This window comes from Spirillospora sp. NPDC127506, from assembly GCF_040302145.1.
Lineage (GTDB): Bacteria > Actinomycetota > Actinomycetes > Streptosporangiales > Streptosporangiaceae > Spirillospora.
Window position 1 is genome coordinate 1 of record NZ_JBEORG010000071.1, and the last position, 20,122, is coordinate 20,122.

Below are 20,122 nucleotides of genomic sequence, written 5' to 3' on the forward strand. Positions count from 1 at the left end.
CGGAACACCGTCGCCGACACCTCGACCGTCTCACCCACCACGGCCTTCGCCGGCCACCGGCCGCACCCCACCACCGGCGCCACATCCACGATCGGAATACGACCAAGCCTCGGAATGCCGGTCATACGAGACGTCCCGGACTCGACGTGCATGCGTCACCCCTACCCGCGCGAGACTTACGAAACTTCCCATGCCCGCGATCCGGCGCCTACCGCCGCGTAGTTGGGGATAACTTTAAGCAGCGCCGCGAACGCGGAAAGTGAGCGGCCGAGCGGCCGAAGTCCCTGGGCAGACAGGGGTTTCCGCGATCACGCGATCCGCCGGCCGGCCGATCCGCGCGGTGACGGTCCGCTCCCCGCCGTCGCGTGCAGGCGACATGAGCGCATAGCGTGGCTATGCGTGAAGGCAATCCGACGTTTCACGGTCCGCACCGTCCTTCCCGAGCCGCTCAGGCAGCTTGAGGAGCTCGTCCTCAACCTGCGCTGGTCCTGGCACCACGAGACGCTCGACCTGTTCCGCGCCGTGGACCCCGCGCTCTGGGAGGCCGTCCACCACGACCCCGTCCGGCTGCTCGGCGAGGTGTCGCCGGAGCGGCTGGCGCAGCTGGCGGGGGACCGGCGGTTCCGGCGCCGCCTGCAGGACACCGCCGAGGACCTGCGCGAGTACCTGACCGCGCCGCGCTGGTACCAGAGCCGGCCGGACGGCCCGTCGTCCATCGCCTACTTCTCGCCCGAGTACGGGATCACCGCCGCGCTGCCGCAGTACTCCGGCGGCCTCGGCATCCTGGCCGGCGACCACCTGAAGACGGCGAGCGACCTCGGCGTCCCGATCCTCGGGGTCGGGCTGCTGTACCGGCACGGGTACTTCTCCCAGTCCCTGTCGCCGGACGGATGGCAGCTGGAGCGCTACCCGCCGATCGACCCGAACGGGCTCCCGCTCACCCTGCTCCGGGAGCGGGACGGGACGCCGGTCCGCGTCGCCATCGGCCTGCCCAAGGGGAACGACCTGCACGCGCAGGTGTGGGTGGCGCGGGTCGGGCGCGTCCCGCAGCTGCTCCTCGACTCCGACGTCGAGGACAACGACCAGGCGGCCCGCGACGTCACCGACCGGCTGTACGGGGGCGGCGGCGACCACCGGCTGCTGCAGGAGATGCTGCTCGGCATCGGCGGCGTCCGGGCGATCCGCGCGTACTGCCGCATCACCGGGCACCCCGCGCCCGAGGTGTTCCACACCAACGAGGGCCACGCCGGGTTCCTCGGCCTGGAGCGCATCCGCGAGCTGGTCTCCGAGGAGGGGCTGACGTTCGACGAGGCGCTGGAGGCGACGCGCGCGGGCACGGTCTTCACCACGCACACGCCCGTCCCGGCCGGCATCGACCGGTTCCCCCGCGACCTGATCAGCCGGTACTTCGGCGGCGCGAACGAGAAGGAGCAGGTCCCGCTCGACCGGGTCCTCGCGCTCGGCAGCGAGGACTACCCGGGCGGCGACCGCACCGTGTTCAACATGGCCGTGATGGGGATGCGGCTGGCGCAGCGCGTCAACGGCGTCAGCGAGCTGCACGGCGAGGTCAGCCGGGAGATGTTCGGCGGCCTGTGGGGCGGGTTCGACACCGCCGAGGTCCCGGTCGGGTCGATCACGAACGGGGTGCACGCGGGCACCTGGGTGGCGCGCGAGGTGCTGGAGTTCACCGCCCGCGAGCTGCCGTCGGTGATGGAGACCGGGCGCGGCTGGGAGGGCGTGCGCACCGTTTCCGAGCCGGAGATCTGGCGGATGCGGGGCCTGCTGCGGCGCCGCCTCGTGCGGGACGCGCGGCGCCGGCTCCGCGAGTCGTGGCGGCAGCGCGGGGCCGGCGAGGCCGAGGTCTCCTGGATCGACGACGCGCTCGACCCCGACGTCCTGACGATCGGGTTCGCGCGGCGCGTCCCGTCCTACAAGCGGCTCACGCTGATGATGACCGACCCGGACCGGCTCCGCGCGATCCTGCTGCACCCGGAGCGGCCCGTGCAGATCGTGATCGCCGGCAAGGCGCACCCGGCGGACGAGGGCGGCAAGAAGCTGATCCAGCAGATCGTGCGGTTCGCCGACTCCGAGGACGTCCGGCACCGCATCGTGTTCCTGCCCGACTACGACATCGCGCTCGGGCAGCTCATGGTGCAGGGCTGCGACGTGTGGATGAACAACCCGCTGCGCCCGCTGGAGGCGAGCGGCACGTCCGGGATGAAGGCGGCGCTGAACGGCGGGCTGAACCTGTCGATCCTGGACGGCTGGTGGGACGAGTGGTACGACGGCCAGAACGGCTGGGCGATCCCGTCCGCCGACGGCCTGTCCAGCCCCGACCGGCGCGACGAGCTGGAGGCCGCCGCGCTCTACGAGCTGATCGAGGACCACGTCTCCGTCACGTTCTACGACCGCGACTCGGCCGGCCTGCCGCGCCGCTGGCTGGAGATGGTCAAGCACACCATCGCCACCCTCGGCCCGAAGGTGCTCGCCTCCCGCATGCTGCGCGACTACGTCGAGGACCTCTACACCCCGGCGGCCGCGTCCGAGCGGGCCATGGTCGCGGACGAGTACGCGGGCGCCCGCGCGCTGGCGGCGTGGAAGCAGCGGGTCCGCAAGGCGTGGCCGGGCGTCGCCGTCGAGCACGTCGAGTCCAACGGGGAGGAGAGCCCCCAGGCCGGGGCGCGGCTCGCGGTGCGGGTCGTCGTGGACCTCGCCGGCCTCGACCCGGACGACGTCGCCGTGGAGGTCGCCTACGGCCGGGTGGACGACGCCGACGTGATCGTCGACCCGTCCTACCTGGAGCTGGACGAGGTCGAACCGGCGGAGAACGGGCGGCGCCGCTACACCGGCGAGGTCCCCCTCGAGCGCAGCGGCGCGTTCGGTTACAGCGTGCGGGTGGTGCCCAGCCATCCGCTGCTGTCGGGCCGGGCCGAGATGGGCCTGGTCGCGCTGCCGCCCGCCCCGCAGGGGATGACGAACGGCGACCTTCGCTAGGCGGCGGCCTGCGCGTCCTCCTGCTCGTCATCGTCGTCGGGCGGGTCGGGGGCCTGCCAGGCGGCGACGATCAGGGGCAGGAAGACGTGCGTCGCCAGCAGGGCGAACAGGATCAGGAACAGCGCGGCGCCGGGGATCTGCGACTCGCGCCCGTCGCGGTCCGCGACCGACACCGCCAGCAGCACCGCGACCAGGACGAGGGTCGTGGCCCGGTGCGCGGTCGCGAAGGCGCGGAGCCGCGCGGCGAGCTGCCGCTCGTCGAGGTCGTGCTCCCGCCTGGAGGTGAGGCCGCGGGTCACCGCGACCAGCTGGCTCCACAGCGGGATGCCGGCCGCGATCAGGACGCCCAGGATCACGAAGTTCGTGATCATCGCGGCGTCGCCGGGGGCGAGCGCCCACGACACCGCGGCGTCCACCCAGAACAGGCCCAGCGTGACCGCGCCGGCCCCGGCCAGGATCCGGCGGGGCCGCCGCCGGGCGTAGCGGGCGGGCAGCCGGCGCTCCAGCTCCGCGAGGCGGTCCGCGTGCTTCGTCATGACGTGTCTCCGATCCTCGGGAACGGTTTCAGGGAGAAGACGACCTCGACCGGCACCTCGAAGTAGTCGGCGATGCGCAGGGCGAGGTGCAGGCTGGGGCTGTACTCGCCCCGCTCCAGGTAGCCGATCGTCTGGTAGTGGACGCCCAGCGCCGCCGCCAGGTCGCGGCGCGAGACGCCGCGCTCGGCCCGCAGCACCGGGATCCGGTTGTACACGGCCTCCTTGTCGGCGGGCGCCTGGCCGGCCCTGCGGATCACGGCGCGGCCCTCCGCGGACGCGGGCCCCGCGTCCGGACCACCGGTTCGCTCATGAGCACCCCCATACGGGAACTTGGATCATTGACCATATCTCTGCATCCATTGATAGTAGAAGTACTACATTCCATCGCACATTCGCAACTCGGCGGCGCCTGGCAGGATGGGCACGTGCGACTGGCGAAGCGACACGACCGGCCGCTCCGGTGGCTGCCGGAGGGCCGCGCGGCGGACGCGCTCCTGGCCGCCGGAACCCTGCTCGCGCTGACCGTGATCGCGCTGCTGGAGACCCGCGTGGTCGGCCGCGAGCCCATGCCCGCCTACGGCTGGGCGCTGATCGCGGCCGGGTGCGGGGCGCTGTGCTTCCGGCGGAGCCATCCGGTCTCCGTCGCCGCCGCCACCCTGGTCGTCTGCGGGATCTACTACCCGGCGACCGACCCCGACGGCCCGCTCCTGATCACCTTCGTGATCGGGCTCTACACCGCGGCTGCCGCGGGGCACCTGGCGACCGCCTCGCTGCTCGCCGCCGCGGCGATGGCCGGCACCGTCTACGGCGACAGCCGCGACGACATCAACCATCTCGCGGACGCGGCGTCGTTCCTGCTCGCGGGCTGGTTCGTCGCGGTCATCGCGATCGGCGGCGTCGTCCGCAACCGGCGCGCCTACCTGCGGGAGGCCGAGGAGCGCGCCCGGGTCGCCGAGCGCGGCCGCGAGGCCGAGGCCCGCCGCCGCGCCGTCGAGGAGCGGCTGCGCATCGCCCGCGAGCTGCACGACGTCCTCGGGCACAACATCTCGCTGATCAACGTGCAGGCCACCGCCGCGCTGCACGGCCTGCGCCGCGAGCCCGAACGGGCCGCGGACGCCCTCACCGCGATCAAGCAGGCCAGCAAGGACACGCTCCGGGAGATGCGCGCCACCCTCGGCGTCCTGCGCCAGGTGGACGAGGCCGCCCCGGTCGGACCGGCCCCCGGGCTCGCCCGGCTGGACGAGCTGACCGGCGGCATCGCCGCCGCCGGCCTCGCGGTCCGCACGGAGGTCGAAGGCGAGCCGCGCACGCTGCCGGCCGAGACCGACCTCGCCGCGTACCGGATCGTCCAGGAGGCCCTGACGAACGTGACCCGGCACTCCACCGCCTCCGCCGCCGCGGTCCGGATCCGCTACACCGCCGCCGACGTGACGATCAGCGTGGAGGACGACGGGAAGCCGAGATCGGGCGCGTCGTCCGGGGGCGGCAGCGGCATCCGCGGCATGCGCGACCGCGCCGAGTCGCTGGGCGGCACCCTGGAGGCCGGCCCCGGCCCGGACGGCGGCTTCGCGGTGCGAGCGCGGCTCCCGCTCTGAAAAAGGGACGGCCCCGGCCGATGAGTTTCCGGCCCGGGCCGGGTCAGCATGGCCATGGTGACCACACAGACACTGGAAACGCCCGCGGTCGACCTCGTGTACGACGTCTACGGGCCGCTGCCGCCCGCCGGCGGGCGGGCGCCGCTGCTCATGGTCGGCCAGCCCATGGACGGCGCCGGATTCCGCACGCTGGCCTCGTACTTCCCCGACCGCACCGTCATCGCCTACGACCCGCGCGGCCTCGGCCGCAGCGTCCGCAAGGACGGCCGGCACGACCACGCGCCCGAACTGCAGGCCGCCGACCTGCACGCCCTAATCGAGGCGCTCGGCGCGGGCCCGGTCGAGATGTTCGGGAGCAGCGGCGGCGCGGTGACCGCGCTTGCGCTTGTCGCGGCGCATCCCGGCGACGTCGCCACCCTGGTGGCGCACGAGCCGCCGCTCCTGCACGTCCTGCCCGACGCCGCGGCCGCCGAGCGCGCGCGGGCCGGCGTCCGGGACGTGTACGAGAAGAAGGGCGGGGGCGCCGGCATGGCGGCGTTCATCGCGATGACGTCGTGGCAGGGCGAGTTCACCGACGACTACTTCGCCCGGCCCGCACCGGACCCCGCCGCGTTCGGCATGCCCGCCGAGGACGACGGCTCCCGCGACGACCCGCTGCTCTCCGACCGGTCGTGGGCGGTCAGCGACCACCGGCCCGACGTGGCGGCGCTCACCGCGGCGCCCACGCGGATCGTGATCGCCGTGGGCGAGGAGTCCGCCGGCGTCCTGACCGGGCGCGCCGCGGTGGCGACGGCGAGGCTGCTCGGGCAGGAGGCGACGGTGTTCCCGAGCCACCACGGCGGTTTCCTCGGCGGCGAGTTCGGCCAGTCCGGGCAGCCCGAGGCGTTCGCCCGGAAGCTCCGCGAGGTGCTCGACGCCGGCTGACGCCCGGCGGCCGCGTCCTCCCGCGCGGTTCCGGGGCGGCTCCGTCCCGGAACCGGGGGAAGCGGCCCCTCAGTCCCGCCCGTCGTCTCAGTCCCGCCCGTCGTCGCCGTTCCGCGCGCCGAGCGCCTCGTAGGCCGGGGCGAGGACGTCCGGCAGTGCACGGCGCCGGATCTTCACCGGTGGCGGTGCGGCCACCTGGAGGACGAGGCCCGGCGGGACGGCCGGGGACGGGGGCCGGTCGCGGAGGCGGGCCAGGCCGGACGGGGGCGTCCAGAAGCCGGCCGCGGTCAGCGGCTCGTCCGCGACGTCCAGCGGGTCGGGCTCGGTCTCGCCGCCGCGCCGCAGCGCGGCGAGGAGCTGGTCGCGGCCGCGGCCGTTCCACCGCAGGATCAGGAACGGGTCGTCGTCGAACGCCTCGGCGAGCAGGTAGAGGACGGCGGCGGCGTGCTTGCACGGGTCGCCCCAGTCGGGGCAGTCGCACATCAGATGCAGGTCGGACGCCGAACCGGGGAAGAGGGCGAGGCCCAGCTCGGCGAACACCCACTCGATCTCCGGCGGCATCTCCCCGGCGAGGAGGCGGGCCCGGAACACCGCGCGGGACGCCAGCTCCCTCTCGACGGCGCGCCAGTCGTCCGGGGCGATCGCGTCGATGCCGAGCGCCACCTCGTACGGCTCGGGCGCCGAGCCCAGCACCTTCGCGGAGACCTCGTACGGCTCCACGCGCAGGTCGAGCACGTTGCCCTTGCGCGCGTAGGTGCGGCCGCGCTGGAGGCGGCCCTTGTCGGCGAACGACTCGACGAGGTCGATGAAGCGCCTCGACCACCACCGCGTGCCGATCGAGCCGCGCTTGTTGCGGGCCCTGATCCCGTCCGGCATCAGTCGCTCACCGCCTCGGGGGACAGCCGCAGTACGTCGCGGAGCTCGGCGACGGACAGCTCGGTCAGCCAGTCCTCGCCGGTGCCGACGATCGACTCGGCGAGGGCCTTCTTGCGCTCGATCATCTCGTCGACGCGCTCCTCCATCGTCCCGACGCAGATGAACTTGCGGACCTGGACGTTGCGGGTCTGCCCGATGCGGAACGCCCGGTCGGTGGCCTGGTCCTCGACGGCCGGGTTCCACCACCGGTCGACGTGCACGACGTGGTTGGCGGCGGTGAGGGTCAGGCCCGTCCCGGCGGCCTTGAGGGAGAGGAGGAAGACGGCGGGCTCCGCGTCGTCCTGGAACCGCTGGACCAGGTCGTCCCGCGCCTGCTTGGACGTCCCGCCGTGCAGCCACAGCACGGGGCGTTCGAGGCGGGCGGCCAGGTAGGGCCGGAGCATCGAGCCGAACTCGGCGTACTGGGTGAAGACGAGCGCCTTCTCGCCCTGCCCGAGGATCTCGGCGCAGATCTCCTCCAGCCGTTCGAGCTTTCCGGAGCGGCCGGGGAGGCGCGAGCCGTCCTTCAGCAGCTGCGCCGGATGGTTGCAGACCTGCTTGAGCTTGGCCATCGTCGCCAGGACGAGCCCGCGCCGCTCGGTCTCGCCGGCCTCGGCGATCCGCCGGAGCATGTCGTCGACGGTCGCCCGGTACAGCGACGCCTGCTCGGTCGTGAGGTTGCAGTAGACCTTGATCTCCTGCTTCTCCGGCAGATCGGAGATGATCGACTTGTCGGTCTTCAGGCGGCGCAGAATGAACGGCTGCGTGGCCCGCTTCAGCGCCAGCGCCGCCTGCTCGTCGCCCTCCCGCTCGATCGGGATCGCGAACCGCCGCCGGAACGCGCTGCGCGGGCCGAGCAGCCCCGGGTTCGCGAACTCCATGATCGACCACAGCTCGGTCAGGTGGTTCTCGACCGGGGTGCCGGTGAGCGCGATCCGCGTGCGCGCCGGGATGCTCCGCACCGCCCTCGCCTGCCGCGTGCCGCTGTTCTTGAGCGCCTGCGCCTCGTCGCACACGACCCGCCGCCACCCGATGGCCGCGAGCATCTCCGCGTCCCGCGCGGCCGTCCCGTACGTGGTCAGCACCAGGTCGGCGCCCGCCGCGGCCTCGGCGAGGTCGTCGCCGCGGTGCCGCCCCGTCCCGTGGTGGACGTAGACGCGCAGCTTGGGCGTGAACCGCGCCGCCTCCCGCTGCCAGTTCCCCACCAGCGACATCGGCAGGATCAGCAGGGTCGGCTCGGGGCGGGCGCCGTTCTCCCGCTCATGGACGAGAAGGGACAGCACCGACACCGTCTTGCCGAGCCCCATGTCGTCGGCGAGCAGCGCGCCCAGCCCGAGCCCGTCCATGAACGCCAGCCAGGCCAGGCCCCGCTCCTGGTAGGGGCGCAGCTCGGCGTCCAGCTCGTCCGGGGTGCGCACCGGGGCGAGGCGGCGGTCGGCCTCGCCGGAGAGGAGGTCGCCGAGCGCGCCGCCCGCGTCGACCCCGGTGAGGGGCAGCGCGTCGTCGCCGGCGTGGACGATCGCGCGGATCGCCTCGGCCGCCGTCATCCGGCCCCGGCGGGGGCGGCGGAGGAAGTCGAGGGCCGCTTCGAGCTGCCGCTCGTCCAGCTCCACCCACTGGCCGCGCAGCCGCACGAGCGGGGTCTTGAGGCGGGCCAGCTCCTCCAGCTCGGCCTCGTCGATGCTCTCGTCGCCGATGGCCAGGTCCCAGCGGAAGTCGACCATCGCCTTGAGGTCGAAGCCCGAGGACGCGGCGGCCCCGGAGGACGCCTCCGGATCGTCGGTGCGGGCCGTCAGCCTCATGCCGAGCTTCGCCTTGCCCGCCCACTGCGGGAGCAGGACGCCGAAGCCCGCGGCCGCGAGCATCGGCGCCGCCTGCCGGAGGAAGCGGAACGCGCCCGCGGTGTCGAGGACCAGCTCGCCGGGAGCCGGGCCGTCGAGCGCCGGCGCCAGGTCGGGGAAGAGGCGCAGGGCGCGGCCGAGCCCGGCGAGCAGCGTCTCCTCCGCGTCCGGGATCGAGGCGGCCCCGCCCTCCCAGATCATGGCGGCCGGGACGTAGAGGCTCGGGTCGTCGGTGCCCTGGAGGGCGAACTCGACCCGCCAGGAGTCGCCGTCCGGCTCCTCGCGGGCCGCGGTCTCGCCCGGCCGCTCCGGCTCGCCGAACTCCTCCGCGCCCGGCTCGGCGAGCCGGAAGCAGACGCGCAGCGGGCCGGACGGGCGGCGCGCGGCGGCGGCCCACGCGTCCAGCTCGGCGATCAGGTCGTCGGGGTCGTCGCCGGGCTCGCGGGCGACGGCGGCGGACGGGCCGGTCAGCGCCAGCACCCAGCGCTCGGCGAGCGGCAGCCGGTCGGGCTCCTTGCGCCGCGGCGCCAGCAGCGGATGCGGCACGACGCCCCGGACGGCGGTGTCGACCAGCCCGGACAGCGCCTCGCGCAGCACCTCGGCCGCGGGGCGCCCGCCGTCCGCGGCGCGGCAGGCGGCGGGCATGGCGCGCACCAGCGCGCGGAACCGCGCCGGGTCGTCGATCACCGGGCGCCAGCGCGCGGTGAGCTCGCCGTCCTCGCGCAGCAGCGCGGGCAGGACGTGGCCGCGCGAGGCGAGATGGGCGGCCTCGTCCGCGAGCATGCACAGGAACCGCAGGTCGGTGCCGGGGACGACGTCGGCGCTCCGCTCGGCGGCCTGGAGCAGCGCCATCGCGGGGAACGGTCCGAGGACCAGCGCCGGGACGCGCCACGGGCGCAGCTCGGGCTCGTCCGGCACCGGCTCGGGGCCGAGCTCCGCCGACGGCAGCGGGTGGTCGCCGAGCGTGGGCAGCGACATCGCCAGCTCGACGCGGAACGCCGTGCGGACGAGCGGCTCGTAGGACGTGCCGGTGAAGTCGCAGGTCGCGAAGGGGTGGACGTCCGGTGAGGGCTCGTACGGGCCGGCGCGCTCGGCCCACAGGCAGAGCGCGCCGCCATGCCAGGTGGCGTGGGCGACGAGCATGGTCCCCGAAGCTATCAGCAGCCTCCGACGTTTCCGCGCGTCACAGCCGTCGCACCGCCCGGCGGCCGCCCGCGGCGCCCCTCTGGTTAGGCTCGGGAACGTCACCGCCGGATGCACAGGGAGGGTCGCCGTGGGCGAGTTCGTACGGGTCGAGGCCGAGGACGGGATCGCGACGATCAGGCTGGACCGTCCGAAGATGAACGCCCTGAACGCCCGGATGCAGCGGGAGCTGATCGACGCCGCCCGGCAGGTCACCGAGGACGAGACGGTGGGCGCGGTCGTCCTGTACGGCGGGGAGAAGGTGTTCGCGGCCGGCGCGGACATCAAGGAGATGGCCCCGATGTCGTACGCCGAGATGTCGGGCACCCCGTCCCGCCTGCTGCAGGACTTCACCAGGGAGCTGGCCGCGATCCCGAAGCCGGTCATCGCCGCGATCACCGGTTACGCGCTCGGCGGCGGGCTGGAGGTCGCGCTGACCGCCGACTTCCGCGTCGCGGGGGAGGGCGCCAAGGTGGGGCAGCCGGAGATCCAGCTCGGCATCATCCCCGGCGCGGGCGGCACCCAGCGGCTGTCGCGCCTCATCGGAGCGTCCCGCGCCAAGGACCTGGTCTTCTCCGGCCGCCACGTCAAGGCCGACGAGGCCCTCGCCATGGGCCTGGTGGACCGGGTCGTGCCGGACGCCGACGTCTACACCGCCGCCAGGGAGTGGGCGGCGACGTTCGTGGGCGGCCCCGCGATCGCGCTGCGCGCCGCGAAGCAGGCCATCGACCGGGGCATCGAGGTCGACCTCGACACCGGCCTGGAGATCGAGCGCGCGCAGTTCGCGGCGCTGTTCGCCACCGAGGACCAGGCGAACGGGATGAAGAGCTTCATGGAGGAAGGGCCGGGCAAGGCGAAGTTCACCGGCCGCTGAGCGCGCGCTCCTGCGCGTCCAGGACCTCGCCGCCGCCCGCGCACGCCGGGGCGCCCGGCGGCGCACCTCGATAAATGACGGTTAAACCGTTACTTCTGTTTTGAGTGTGCTGCCGGGGTCGGCGCGGTTCCGCCGATAGCATCTGCCGCCATGCGACACGCGTACCGAACCGCGCTCGTGACGGGCGCGTCCAGCGGGATCGGGGAGAGCTTCGCCCGCCTGCTGGCCGGCCGCGGCACCGACCTCGTGATCGTGGCGCGCCGGGCCGAGCTGCTGGACGGGCTGGCCCGCGAGCTGGTCGAGCGGTACCGGGTCGCGGTCGAGGTGGTGGCGGCCGACCTCACCGACGCGTCGCAGCGCGCCGAGGTGGAGGACCGGCTGCGCGCCGACCCGGTCGAGCTGCTGGTGAACAACGCGGGCTACGGCGCTTTTGGAGCGTTCGCGGAGCTGCCGCTGGACGACCACCTCGCACAGATCGAGCTGAACGTGACCGCGCTGGTGCGGCTCACGCACGCCGCCCTGCCCGGGATGGTCGCGCGGAGCCGCGGCGGGGTGCTGAACGTCGCGTCCATGTCGGGCTTCGCGCCGTCCCCCGGAAGCGCCACCTACGGGGCGACCAAGGCGTACGTCGCGTCGTTCTCCGAGAGCCTGCACTCGGAGGTGGCGGGCAAGGGCGTCCACGTGACGGCGCTGTGCCCCGGCTTCACCCGGACGGAGGACGACGTCCCGGCCAACCTGCTGTGGCTGCGCCGCGACGACGTCGCGCGGGCCGGGCTGGACGCGGTGGCCGCCGGGCGCGCGCTGTGCGTCCCCGGCGTGCAGTACAAGGCGGCGCTCCCGGCGCTGAAGCTCGTCCCGAGGCCGCTCCTGAGGGCCGCCGTGAACCGCGTGTGGCAGCAGGCCGCTGACACTCGGTGACAACGGCGCGCCGCTTTTTGCTCAGGTCTACAAAACTTCCCGCTGGTTGATTGTTACGGGGGTGACTTGACGGGGGTCACGGTGAGTGGCGACGATCGGAACCTACGCTTACGTAGGTTATGTGTACGGCCTGCTGGGCGACACCATCGAGCCGCAGGCGCGGCGCCACGTCCGGCAAGACCACCTCGTCCCAGCGAAGGAACCGCATGTCCGTGACCCCCGAAGAGAAGTTCCAGACCGGCATCCTGCAGGACCTCGAGCCCGTCGTCGAGAAGGAACTGAACCGGCACCTGTCGATGGCCAAGGAGTGGTTCCCGCACCAGTACGTCCCGTGGAGCGAGGGCCGCGACTTCGACGGCCCGCTGGACGGGGAGCCGTGGTCGCTGGAGCAGTCGAAGCTGAGCGTCGAGGCGCGCGAGTCGCTGATCGTCAACCTGCTCACCGAGGACAACCTGCCCGGCTACCACAACGCCATCGCCCGGGTGTACGGGCGCGAGGGCGCCTGGGGCACCTGGGTCAACCGGTGGACGGCCGAGGAGAACCGGCACGGCATCGTCCTGCGCGACTACCTCACCGTGACCCGCGCGGTCGACCCGGTCGCGCTGGAGCGCGCCCGCATGCACCACATGGAGGCCGGCTACGAGGCCGACCACGGCGACTCGTTCCTGCACGGGACGGCCTACGTGTCGTTCCAGGAGCTCGCCACCCGCGTGTCGCACCGCAACACCGGCAGGGCGTCCGGCGACCCCGTCTGCGAGCAGATGATGGCGCGCATCGCCGCCGACGAGAACCTCCACATGATCTTCTACCGGAACGTGATGGGCGCCGCGCTGGAGGCCGCGCCGAACGAGACGATGCGGGCGATCACCGACGTCGTGAAGGCGTTCCAGATGCCCGGCCACAGCATCGACGGGTTCCTCCGCAAGTCCGTGATCATCGCCAACGCCGGCATCTACGACCTGCGGCTGCACCACGACGACGTGCTCGTCCCGGTGCTGCGCAAGTGGGGCGTGTTCGACCGCACCGACCTGTCCGGCGACGGCGAGAAGGCCCGCGAGGAGCTGGCCGAGTTCCTGGAGCAGCTCGACGCCGCCGCCGCCAAGTTCGAGGCCCGCCGCGAGGAGCGCCGCGCCCGCCAGGCCGCACGGAAGGGCTGACCCGGCGGCGCCCCCGGCCGCCTCCCGGAGGTGAGCGGGAACGCGAACGCGTTTCGCCGCGTCAAAGGGTGCATGGGGACGCATCGGCGACTGGGCGGGTATCGGTTGCTGGACGAGATCGGCCGGGGGAGCACCGCGGTGGTGTACCTCGCCATGGACTCCCATGGCCGCGAGGTCGCCGTCAAGGAGCTGATCCCGGAGCTGACGGGGGTCCGCGAGGCGATCGACCGGCTGGCGCGGGAGATGCGGGCGCAGGGCCGGGTGCGCAGCGCCTACGTCGCGGAGCTGCTGGACGGGGCGGTCGCGGCGGAGCGCCCGCACGTCGTGATGCGGTACGTGCCGGGCTGCCCGCTGGGCGACCTGGTCAAGGCGTACGGGCCGCTGCGCGGCGACCGGCTCCACCGGTTCGCGCGGCGGCTGGCGCTCGCGCTCGGGGACGTCCACGACGCCGGCGTCCTGCACCGCGACGTGTCGCCGGGCAACGTCATCGCGATGGGCGACCGGCCGACGCTGATCGACTTCGGGATCGCGCACGAGGCCGGCGCCGAGCAGATCACCCGCCGCGGGATGGTCGTGGGCACGCCCGCCTACCTGGCCCCCGAGCTGATCGAGGGGGAGCGCGCCACCCCCGCGTCCGACGTGTTCTCCTGGGCGGCGACGGTCGCGTACGCGGCGACGGGGCGCCCGCCGTTCGGGCGCGGGTCGCTGCACGGGGTGTGCTTCCGGATCCTGCGCGGCGAGGCCGACCTGGACGGCGTCCCCGAGCCGGTGGCCGGGCTGCTGCGGGCCGCGTTCCGGCGCGACCCCGCGAGGCGCCCGCCGGCCCGCTGGTTCGCCGGGGCGCTCGCCGGCGCCCCCGGCGGGGCGGTGGCGGCCTGATGCCGATTAGATCTTCCCGGCCGGACCGGCAAGGGTAGGGTTTCGGAAACGATGAGGGGAGGAGCCGTCACGTCCGGGGACCGAATCGGCCACTACAGCGTCCTGCAGACCCTGGGAGAGGGTGGCATGGGCGTCGTCTACCTCGGCGCCGACCCCGAGGGGCGCAACGTGGCCATCAAGGTGCTGCGCCCCGCGGTCGCGGGGGACGCCACGGCGCGCCGCCGGCTGGCCCGCGAGGTCGACTCCATGCGCAGGGTGCACAGCCCGCACGTCGCGGAGATACTCGACGCCGACGTGACCGCCGACCAGCCCTACATCGTGACCCAGTACGTTCCGGGCCGCACGCTCGAAGAGGTCGTCGAGGACGCCGGGCCGATCTACGGGCCGGCCCTGCAGCGGCTCGCCGTGGGGCTGGCGTCGGCGCTGTCGGCGATCCACGGCGCCGGGATCGTGCACCGCGACCTGAAGCCCGGCAACGTGATGCTCGTGGACGGCGAGCCCGTCGTCATCGACTTCGGCATCGCGCAGGCCGCCGACGCGACCCGGCTCACCGCGACCGGCATGGTCATCGGCACGCCCGGCTACCTCGCCCCGGAGATCATCGAGGGCGAGGACGCGGGCCCGCCGTCCGACGTGCACGCCTGGGCCGGGACGGTCGCCTACGCCGCGACCGGCCGGCCGCCGTTCGGCTCCGGCACCTTCGAGTCGATCTTCTACAAGATCATGCAGGGCACGCCGGACCTGGACGGCGTGCCGGACGCGCTGCTGCCCGTGCTGCGGTCGGCGATGGCGCGGCACCCGGCCGAGCGCCCCACCGCGGTCGGCCTGGTGCAGCTCACCCGGCGGATCCACCTCGAAGCGACGATCACCGACCAGACCCGCGTCGACCAGCACTACCCGGCGGCCGGCGCCGCGGCGGCGGGCGCGGCCGCGGCCGGCACGGCGCTGGACGAGCCGGCGGCCGACCACTCCCGGATGTTCTCCATGCCGGTGACGGGGCAGCCGGAGTCCACGTCCCAGGACGTCCCGGCGCCGCCCACGGCGCCGGGCGGCACCGGACCGGGCGGCATGACGCCGAGCACGGCGCCCCCGGTGCCCGCGCCCGTCCCGGCGCAGCCGCGCGACTTCGTGGGCCAGCTGCCGCCCGCCGCGCCGCCGCCTCCGCCGCCGGGCCCGCCGCCCGCGCAGTTCAAGGCGGGCGAGCAGTTCGGGCCGCGCGGCTACGACCCCTACGACCGGGGCGGCTACCCGCCGCCCTACGGGCCGCCGAACCAGCCGCCGCCCGGCGCGCTGCAGCGCGGCCCGTACGACCCGCAGGCGCAGGACGCGCAGCGGCGCGCCGCCGACCGGGCCCGCGCCGACCGGGAGCGCGCCGACCGCGACCGCCGCAAGCCCTACGGCTGGTACCGGGTGCTGAGCTTCATCGTCCTCGTGGCGCTGCTCGGGTTCGCCGGCATCGCGCCGCTGCTCGCCCTCGGCGTCACCGTCGCGGGCGTGTTCGTGCTGCGCGCGGCGGACAAGGCCGCCAAGGGCATGGAGGGCCGGCAGACCCGGCGCGGCCCGCGCTCGGGCGACGCCGTCGCCGCCGCGTTCCGGACGCCGCTGCACCTTCCGGGCGCGCTGATGTCCACGGTCCTGTGGACGTCGCTCAGCCTGATCGCGGGCATGATCGTCCTCGGCGTGCTGATCTTCGCGAAGTCCGACATGACGGCGTCGACGGCCATCGCGTACTCGTCCATGGCGGTGATCGGGCTGCTGTGCCTCGCACCGGGCAGCGGCGCCCCGCGGCGCCAGCTCGCCCGCATCTGGGGCGCGTTGCTGCCGCGCGCCGAGGCCGCCCTCGCGGGCGCGCTCATCCTCGGGATCTTCGCGGGCGTGCTGGTCGCGCTGTCGCAGCGGCAGCCGCCGGACACGACCCCGCTGGACGGGATGAGCCAGAGCCTTGAGGGCCTGCGCGCGGACGTCCGCGAACTCGTGTCCGGCATCCCGGGCATGTGATCGGCGCCCGGGACCGATGAGCGGAAAGACGAGCCCGCGGCACATCGGCCCGTACCGGCTGCTGTCGCCGGACGGCGCCGGGGCAGTCCGCCGCGCCGCCGGACCCGACGGCCGCGACGTGGCGATCCGGCTGCTCCCGCCCGGCGCGGCGCCCGACATCGGGCGGATGCGCGAGGTCGCCAGCCCCTACGTGGTGGACGTCCTGGACGGCGAACCCGCCGGCCCGCAGCCGTATGTCGTGTCCCGGTTCGTCCCCGGCCGGCCGCTGGGGGACGCGGTCGCCGAGCACGGCCCCGTGTCGGGGGACGCCCTGCGCGGCATGGCCTACGGGCTGGCCAAGGCTCTCGCCGCGATCCACCGCGCGGGGCTCGCGCACGGCGCGCTGGGGCCGGAGACCGTGCTCGTCGTGGACGACGCGCCGGTCGTGGCCGACTTCGCGCTGACCGCCGGCGGCGATTCCGGTGGCGGCGCCGCCGATGACGTGGGCGCCTGGGCTGCGACGGTGACGTTCGCCGCCACCGGGCGGCGTGACGCGTCCGCCGAGGCGCTGCCGTCCGGGCTGCGCCCGCTGGTGGAGGCGGCCTCGCGTCCCGATCCGCGTGAGCGCCCGGCCGCGGAGGAACTGGCGGAGGCGGCGTCAAAGCTCGACCTGCCCGCCCGTCCCGCCCCGGCGCCGGGGACCGGGCCCGGGCTCGTCCCGCGTGCGCGGCCGGAGAGCGCGCCCGCGGCGAGCGCCGGCCCCAGGCCGAAGGTGGCGGGCGAGGCCGCGTCCGCGCGGGGCGTCGCGGCGCACGAGATGAGAGTGGCGCTCGGGTGGGCGCGGCTGCTCACGGCGATGGCGGTGGTGATCGCCGTCGCGGTCGCGATCATCGCGCCGGTCGCGGGCCTGGCCGCATCGCTCGCCGCGGTGACGCTGCTGCGGCTCGCGGCCGCGCCGGAGCGCCGCGGGGCGCGGGGCTGGGCCGAGGCGTTCGGGCGGACGCTGCTGACCGTCCCGTACGCGGCGGCGTGCACGGTGGCCGTCCCGGTCGGGCTGGCCGCGGTGGCGGCGGCGGGCGGGCGGATCGACTCGCTCCTCGCCTGCGCGTTCGGCGCCGGCGCCGGAGCGGCGGCGCTGTGGACGGCGCCGGGCGTGCACGGCCCGCGCCGGCGGCTGGAGCGGCTGCTCCTGCCGCTCGCGCGGCGGCCCCGGCCCGTCGCCGCGGCGGTCGTGGGCCTCGGCGTCCCGGCCCTGCTCGCGGTGGTCGGGGCGATGACGCTGGAGCCGAGCTTCGCCCCGATGTACGGGCTCCAGCAGACGCTGGAGAGCTCGCTGGACCGGCTCCAGCACGCCGCCGGCCGGTGGTGAGACGTGAAGTCCGTCACGTCCGGTTCGGGACGCGGGAAGCCCCGTGAACGCCCCGCGTACGTGGGTAAGGTCTCACGAACTGGGATTTGCCAGTAGGCTACTCGCTAGTAACCTGGCTTGTGCACGGCCGAATCAGGGACCCGGCTCCGAAGGGCGTTCGGGTATTTGGCAGGCTGTGACTTCGGAAACGCACGTCCGCGTCGACCCGCCACGGGCGGCGCCCCTCGCCGCTCCTCGGCGGCCAACTGAGTGCAGGGAGGTCGGCCACCGGCCATGAACATCGTCGTCCTGGTGAAGCAGGTTCCCGATACGGAGAGCCCGCGCAAGCTGAAGTCCGATGACAGCACGCTCGACCGCGCGGCGGCGGACGGGGTCATCAACGAGCTCGATGAGTACGCGATCGAAGAGGCGCTGCGCATCAAGGAGGCCCACGGCGGCGAGGTGACCGTCCTGACCATGGGCCCCGACAAGGCCACCGACTCGATCCGCAAGGCCCTGGCCATGGGCGCCGACAAGGCCGTGCACCTGGTCGACGACGGTCTCGCCGGCTCGGACGCGCTGCAGACCTCGTACGCCATCCAGCAGGCGCTCGGCCGCACCGGGTTCGACCTGGTGGTCCTCGGCTCGGAGTCCACCGACGCGCGCACCGGCGTGCTCGCCGCGATGCTCGCCGAGCGGCTCGGCGCCGCGCAGGTGTCGCTCGCCAACAAGGTCGAGATCGACGGGACGTCCATCAAGGCGCAGCGGCAGACCGACTACGGCTTCGACCGGATCGAGGCGAGCCTCCCCGCGGTCGTCAGCGTCGTCGAGAAGATCAACGAGCCGCGCTACCCCTCCTTCAAGGGGATCATGGCGGCCAAGAAGAAGCCGGTCGAGACGCTCGGCCTGGACGACGCCGGCATCGACGCCGCCCGGGTCGGCCTGGCGAACGCCGCCACCGAGGTGGTCGACTTCGCCGAGGCGCCGCCGCGCGCCAAGGGCGAGATCGTCACCGATGAGGGCGACGGCGGCGTGAAGATCGCCGAGTTCCTCGCGTCGAAGAAGTTCGTCTGACCGGGGAAGGGGATTAGAGACCAATGGCTGAGATTCTCGTCCTCGTCGACCACGTCGACGGTGAGGTCAAGAAGGTCACGCTCGAACTGCTGACGCTGGCGAACCGGCTCGGCGAGGCCGCCGCGGTATGGGTCGGCCCGGGCTATGAGAACGCCAAGGACAAGCTCGGCGAGTACGGCGCGGGCAAGGTGTACGTGGCCGCCGACGAGGAGCTGACCTCCTACGTCGTCGCCCCGAAGGCCGCGCTGCTGGCCCAGCTCGTGAGTGAGAAGTCGCCCGCCGCCGTGCTCGTCCCCGCGACGGGCGAGGGCAAGGAGGTCGCGGGCCGCCTCGCGGTCAAGACCGGCTCCGGCGTGCTCACCGACGTGGTGGACGTCGCCGACGGCTTCGTCGCCGAGCACTCCATCTTCGGCGGCGGCATCATCGCGCACGCCCGGGTGAAGACCGGCACGCCGATCATCGCCGTCCGGCCGAACTCCGTCGCCCCCGAGCCGTCCCCGGCCACCCCGGCCGAGGAGCAGGTGTCGGTGGCCCTGTCCGACGCCGACAAGGGCGCGAAGATCGTGGAGAAGGTCGTCCAGGAGAAGGGAGAGCGCCCGGACCTGACCGAGGCCGCGATCGTCGTCTCCGGCGGCCGCGGCGTCGGCGGCGCCGAGAACTTCAAGATCATCGAGAGCCTGGCCGACTCGCTCGGCGGCGCCGTCGGCGCCTCCCGGGCCGCGACCGACGCCGGCTGGTACCCGCACTCGTTCCAGGTCGGCCAGACCGGCAAGACCGTGTCGCCGCAGCTCTACATCGCGGTCGGCATCTCCGGCGCCATCCAGCACCGGGCCGGCATGCAGACCTCGAAGACCATCGTCGCCATCAACAAGGACCCCGAGGCGCCGATCTTCGAGCTCGTCGACTTCGGCGTCGTGGGCGACCTGTTCCAGGTCGCGCCGCAGCTCACCGAGGAGATCAACAAGCGCAAGTGACCTCCCGCGCACGGCCCCGGCGGCGCCCGCCGCCGGGGCCTCCGCACGTTCAGGAGCGCGCCGGCGACGGGTACGGGACGGCCTTCAGCAGCGCGGGCCTGAGCATGCCGCTCACCTCCGCGTACGGGACGACCGCCTCCTGGAGGCCGCAGGCCGACGGGTATCCCAGCAGCGAGCCGTAGAAGGCGACGCGGAGGCCCTCCCGCGTGAGGGCCATGGTCACGTCACCCGACCGCACGAACGCGGACGGGTCGTCGGTGCCGCGCGGGACGTCGCCCGCGCAGTAGGCGCCGCCGCGCAGATGGGGTCCGATCTTCGCGTCCAGCGGCTTCAGGCCCCGCTCGGACGGGTCGCGGAACAGGTCGGGCGGCCCGTAGGCGGCGCCGGTCCGCAGGTCCACGGTCGCGGCCTGCGGCTGGTCCCAGCCCGTCCCGCGGTCGCCGTCGAGGGCGACCGCGTACCACACCGACAGCAGCCGGTCGCCGCGCATGAGGATCCGCGGCGTCACGACGTCGGTGTAGGCGCCGCTGCCGACGCCCCCCAGCCCGCTGCGGACCTTGGCCCAGCGCCGCTCCAGCGGCGCCCGCAGGGCCTGGTTGATCTTCCGGGCGAGCGCGGCGTCCCCGCCGGTGACCCGCACGATCCGCCCGCGCGCCTGGAAGGTCGTCCCGGCGCCGATCTCGCGCGGCGGCTCGGTGAACGCCGCGAGGCGGACGGCGACCGGCTCCGGCGCCTCGTCCGCGACGGCGGCGTAGATCGCCGCGCCGCCGCCCACGGCCACGGCGGCGGCGCCGCCCGCGACGGCCGCCACCCCCTTGGCCCCGAGCGCGCCGACCACTCCCTGGCCGGCCGCTCCGGCGCCGCCGGCCCCGGCGCCCGCGCCCGCCGCGACCAGGCCGCGCTTCGGCTCGGGCAGCCCGAACTGGGCATCCCG

General features: G+C 74.4%; 17 protein-coding genes. 11 read left to right on the forward strand and 6 right to left on the reverse strand.

Features of this window, described 5'->3' with window-relative positions; all coding sequences use genetic code 11:
* On the reverse strand, positions 1 to 152 hold a 152-nt coding region (locus tag ABTW95_RS34390; protein ID WP_500228492.1), incomplete at its 3' end, for a maltotransferase domain-containing protein.
* Between the two features lie 247 nt (positions 153 to 399).
* On the opposite strand from ABTW95_RS34390, the gene glgP reads away from it, so the two are divergent.
* Complete coding sequence (gene glgP / locus ABTW95_RS34395) at positions 400 to 2,994, forward strand: alpha-glucan family phosphorylase (RefSeq protein WP_396451536.1); 2,595 nt, start codon at positions 400 to 402, stop codon at positions 2,992 to 2,994.
* Here glgP and ABTW95_RS34400 read toward each other — a convergent pair.
* Complete coding sequence (locus ABTW95_RS34400; protein ID WP_396451534.1) at positions 2,991 to 3,530, reverse strand: hypothetical protein; 540 nt, start codon at positions 3,528 to 3,530, stop codon at positions 2,991 to 2,993. The two genes, glgP and ABTW95_RS34400, sit on opposite strands and share 4 nt — an antisense overlap.
* Complete coding sequence (locus ABTW95_RS34405; protein WP_396451538.1) at positions 3,527 to 3,784, reverse strand: helix-turn-helix transcriptional regulator; 258 nt, start codon at positions 3,782 to 3,784, stop codon at positions 3,527 to 3,529. Before ABTW95_RS34405 ends, ABTW95_RS34400 begins: the two co-directional genes overlap by 4 nt.
* A 171-nt stretch (positions 3,785 to 3,955) precedes the next feature.
* On the opposite strand from ABTW95_RS34405, the gene ABTW95_RS34410 reads away from it, so the two are divergent.
* Both ABTW95_RS34410 and ABTW95_RS34415 read left to right on the forward strand, forming a co-directional pair.
* Positions 3,956 to 5,125: a sensor histidine kinase gene (locus tag ABTW95_RS34410; protein ID WP_500228484.1), complete on the forward strand. Its 1,170-nt coding sequence runs from the start codon at positions 3,956 to 3,958 to the stop codon at positions 5,123 to 5,125.
* A gap of 54 nt (positions 5,126 to 5,179) precedes the next feature.
* The gene (locus ABTW95_RS34415; protein WP_500228485.1) at positions 5,180 to 6,049 is read left to right on the forward strand and encodes an alpha/beta fold hydrolase; all 870 of its coding nucleotides are present in this window, start codon (positions 5,180 to 5,182) and stop codon (positions 6,047 to 6,049) included.
* Positions 6,050 to 6,136: 87 nt separating this feature from the next.
* Here ABTW95_RS34415 and ABTW95_RS34420 read toward each other — a convergent pair whose 3' ends face one another.
* A complete protein-coding gene (locus ABTW95_RS34420) occupies positions 6,137 to 6,925 on the reverse strand; it encodes an SWIM zinc finger family protein (RefSeq protein WP_396451528.1) in 789 nt (262 codons plus the stop codon).
* Entirely contained in the window at positions 6,925 to 9,948 is a 3,024-nt protein-coding gene (locus ABTW95_RS34425; RefSeq protein WP_500228486.1) for a DEAD/DEAH box helicase, read from the reverse strand. The genes ABTW95_RS34420 and ABTW95_RS34425 overlap by 1 nt, the downstream gene beginning before the upstream one ends.
* Positions 9,949 to 10,078: 130 nt before the next feature.
* Here ABTW95_RS34425 and ABTW95_RS34430 point away from each other — a divergent pair, with 130 nt between their 5' ends.
* The 8 genes from ABTW95_RS34430 to ABTW95_RS34465 all read left to right on the forward strand — a co-directional run bounded on the left by ABTW95_RS34430 (position 10,079) and on the right by ABTW95_RS34465 (position 19,188).
* Positions 10,079 to 10,861: an enoyl-CoA hydratase/isomerase family protein gene (locus tag ABTW95_RS34430; protein WP_396451524.1), complete on the forward strand. Its 783-nt coding sequence runs from the start codon at positions 10,079 to 10,081 to the stop codon at positions 10,859 to 10,861.
* Between the two features lie 150 nt (positions 10,862 to 11,011).
* Positions 11,012 to 11,779: an SDR family NAD(P)-dependent oxidoreductase gene (locus ABTW95_RS34435; RefSeq protein ID WP_500228487.1), complete on the forward strand. Its 768-nt coding sequence runs from the start codon at positions 11,012 to 11,014 to the stop codon at positions 11,777 to 11,779.
* Between the two features lie 206 nt (positions 11,780 to 11,985).
* Positions 11,986 to 12,936 (forward strand): acyl-ACP desaturase, encoded by a 951-nt coding sequence (locus ABTW95_RS34440; RefSeq protein ID WP_396451520.1) that lies wholly within the window; start codon positions 11,986 to 11,988, stop codon positions 12,934 to 12,936.
* 72 nt (positions 12,937 to 13,008) lie between these two features.
* The gene (locus ABTW95_RS34445; protein ID WP_500228488.1) at positions 13,009 to 13,815 is read left to right on the forward strand and encodes a serine/threonine-protein kinase; all 807 of its coding nucleotides are present in this window, start codon (positions 13,009 to 13,011) and stop codon (positions 13,813 to 13,815) included.
* Positions 13,816 to 13,866: 51 nt separating this feature from the next.
* Positions 13,867 to 15,813 (forward strand): serine/threonine-protein kinase, encoded by a 1,947-nt coding sequence (locus ABTW95_RS34450; RefSeq protein ID WP_500228489.1) that lies wholly within the window; start codon positions 13,867 to 13,869, stop codon positions 15,811 to 15,813.
* 16 nt (positions 15,814 to 15,829) lie between these two features.
* Entirely contained in the window at positions 15,830 to 17,161 is a 1,332-nt protein-coding gene (locus ABTW95_RS34455; protein ID WP_500228490.1) for a hypothetical protein, read from the forward strand.
* 273 nt (positions 17,162 to 17,434) lie between these two features.
* The gene (locus ABTW95_RS34460; protein WP_396451513.1) at positions 17,435 to 18,214 is read left to right on the forward strand and encodes an electron transfer flavoprotein subunit beta/FixA family protein; all 780 of its coding nucleotides are present in this window, start codon (positions 17,435 to 17,437) and stop codon (positions 18,212 to 18,214) included.
* 23 nt (positions 18,215 to 18,237) lie between these two features.
* Positions 18,238 to 19,188 carry an electron transfer flavoprotein subunit alpha/FixB family protein gene (locus ABTW95_RS34465; RefSeq protein ID WP_396451511.1) on the forward strand — a complete coding sequence of 317 codons (951 nt, stop codon included), beginning with the start codon at positions 18,238 to 18,240 and terminating at the stop codon, positions 19,186 to 19,188.
* 49 nt (positions 19,189 to 19,237) lie between these two features.
* On the opposite strand, the gene ABTW95_RS34470 is transcribed toward ABTW95_RS34465, so the two are convergent.
* On the reverse strand, positions 19,238 to 20,122 hold an 885-nt coding region (locus ABTW95_RS34470; protein ID WP_500228491.1), incomplete at its 5' end, for a hypothetical protein.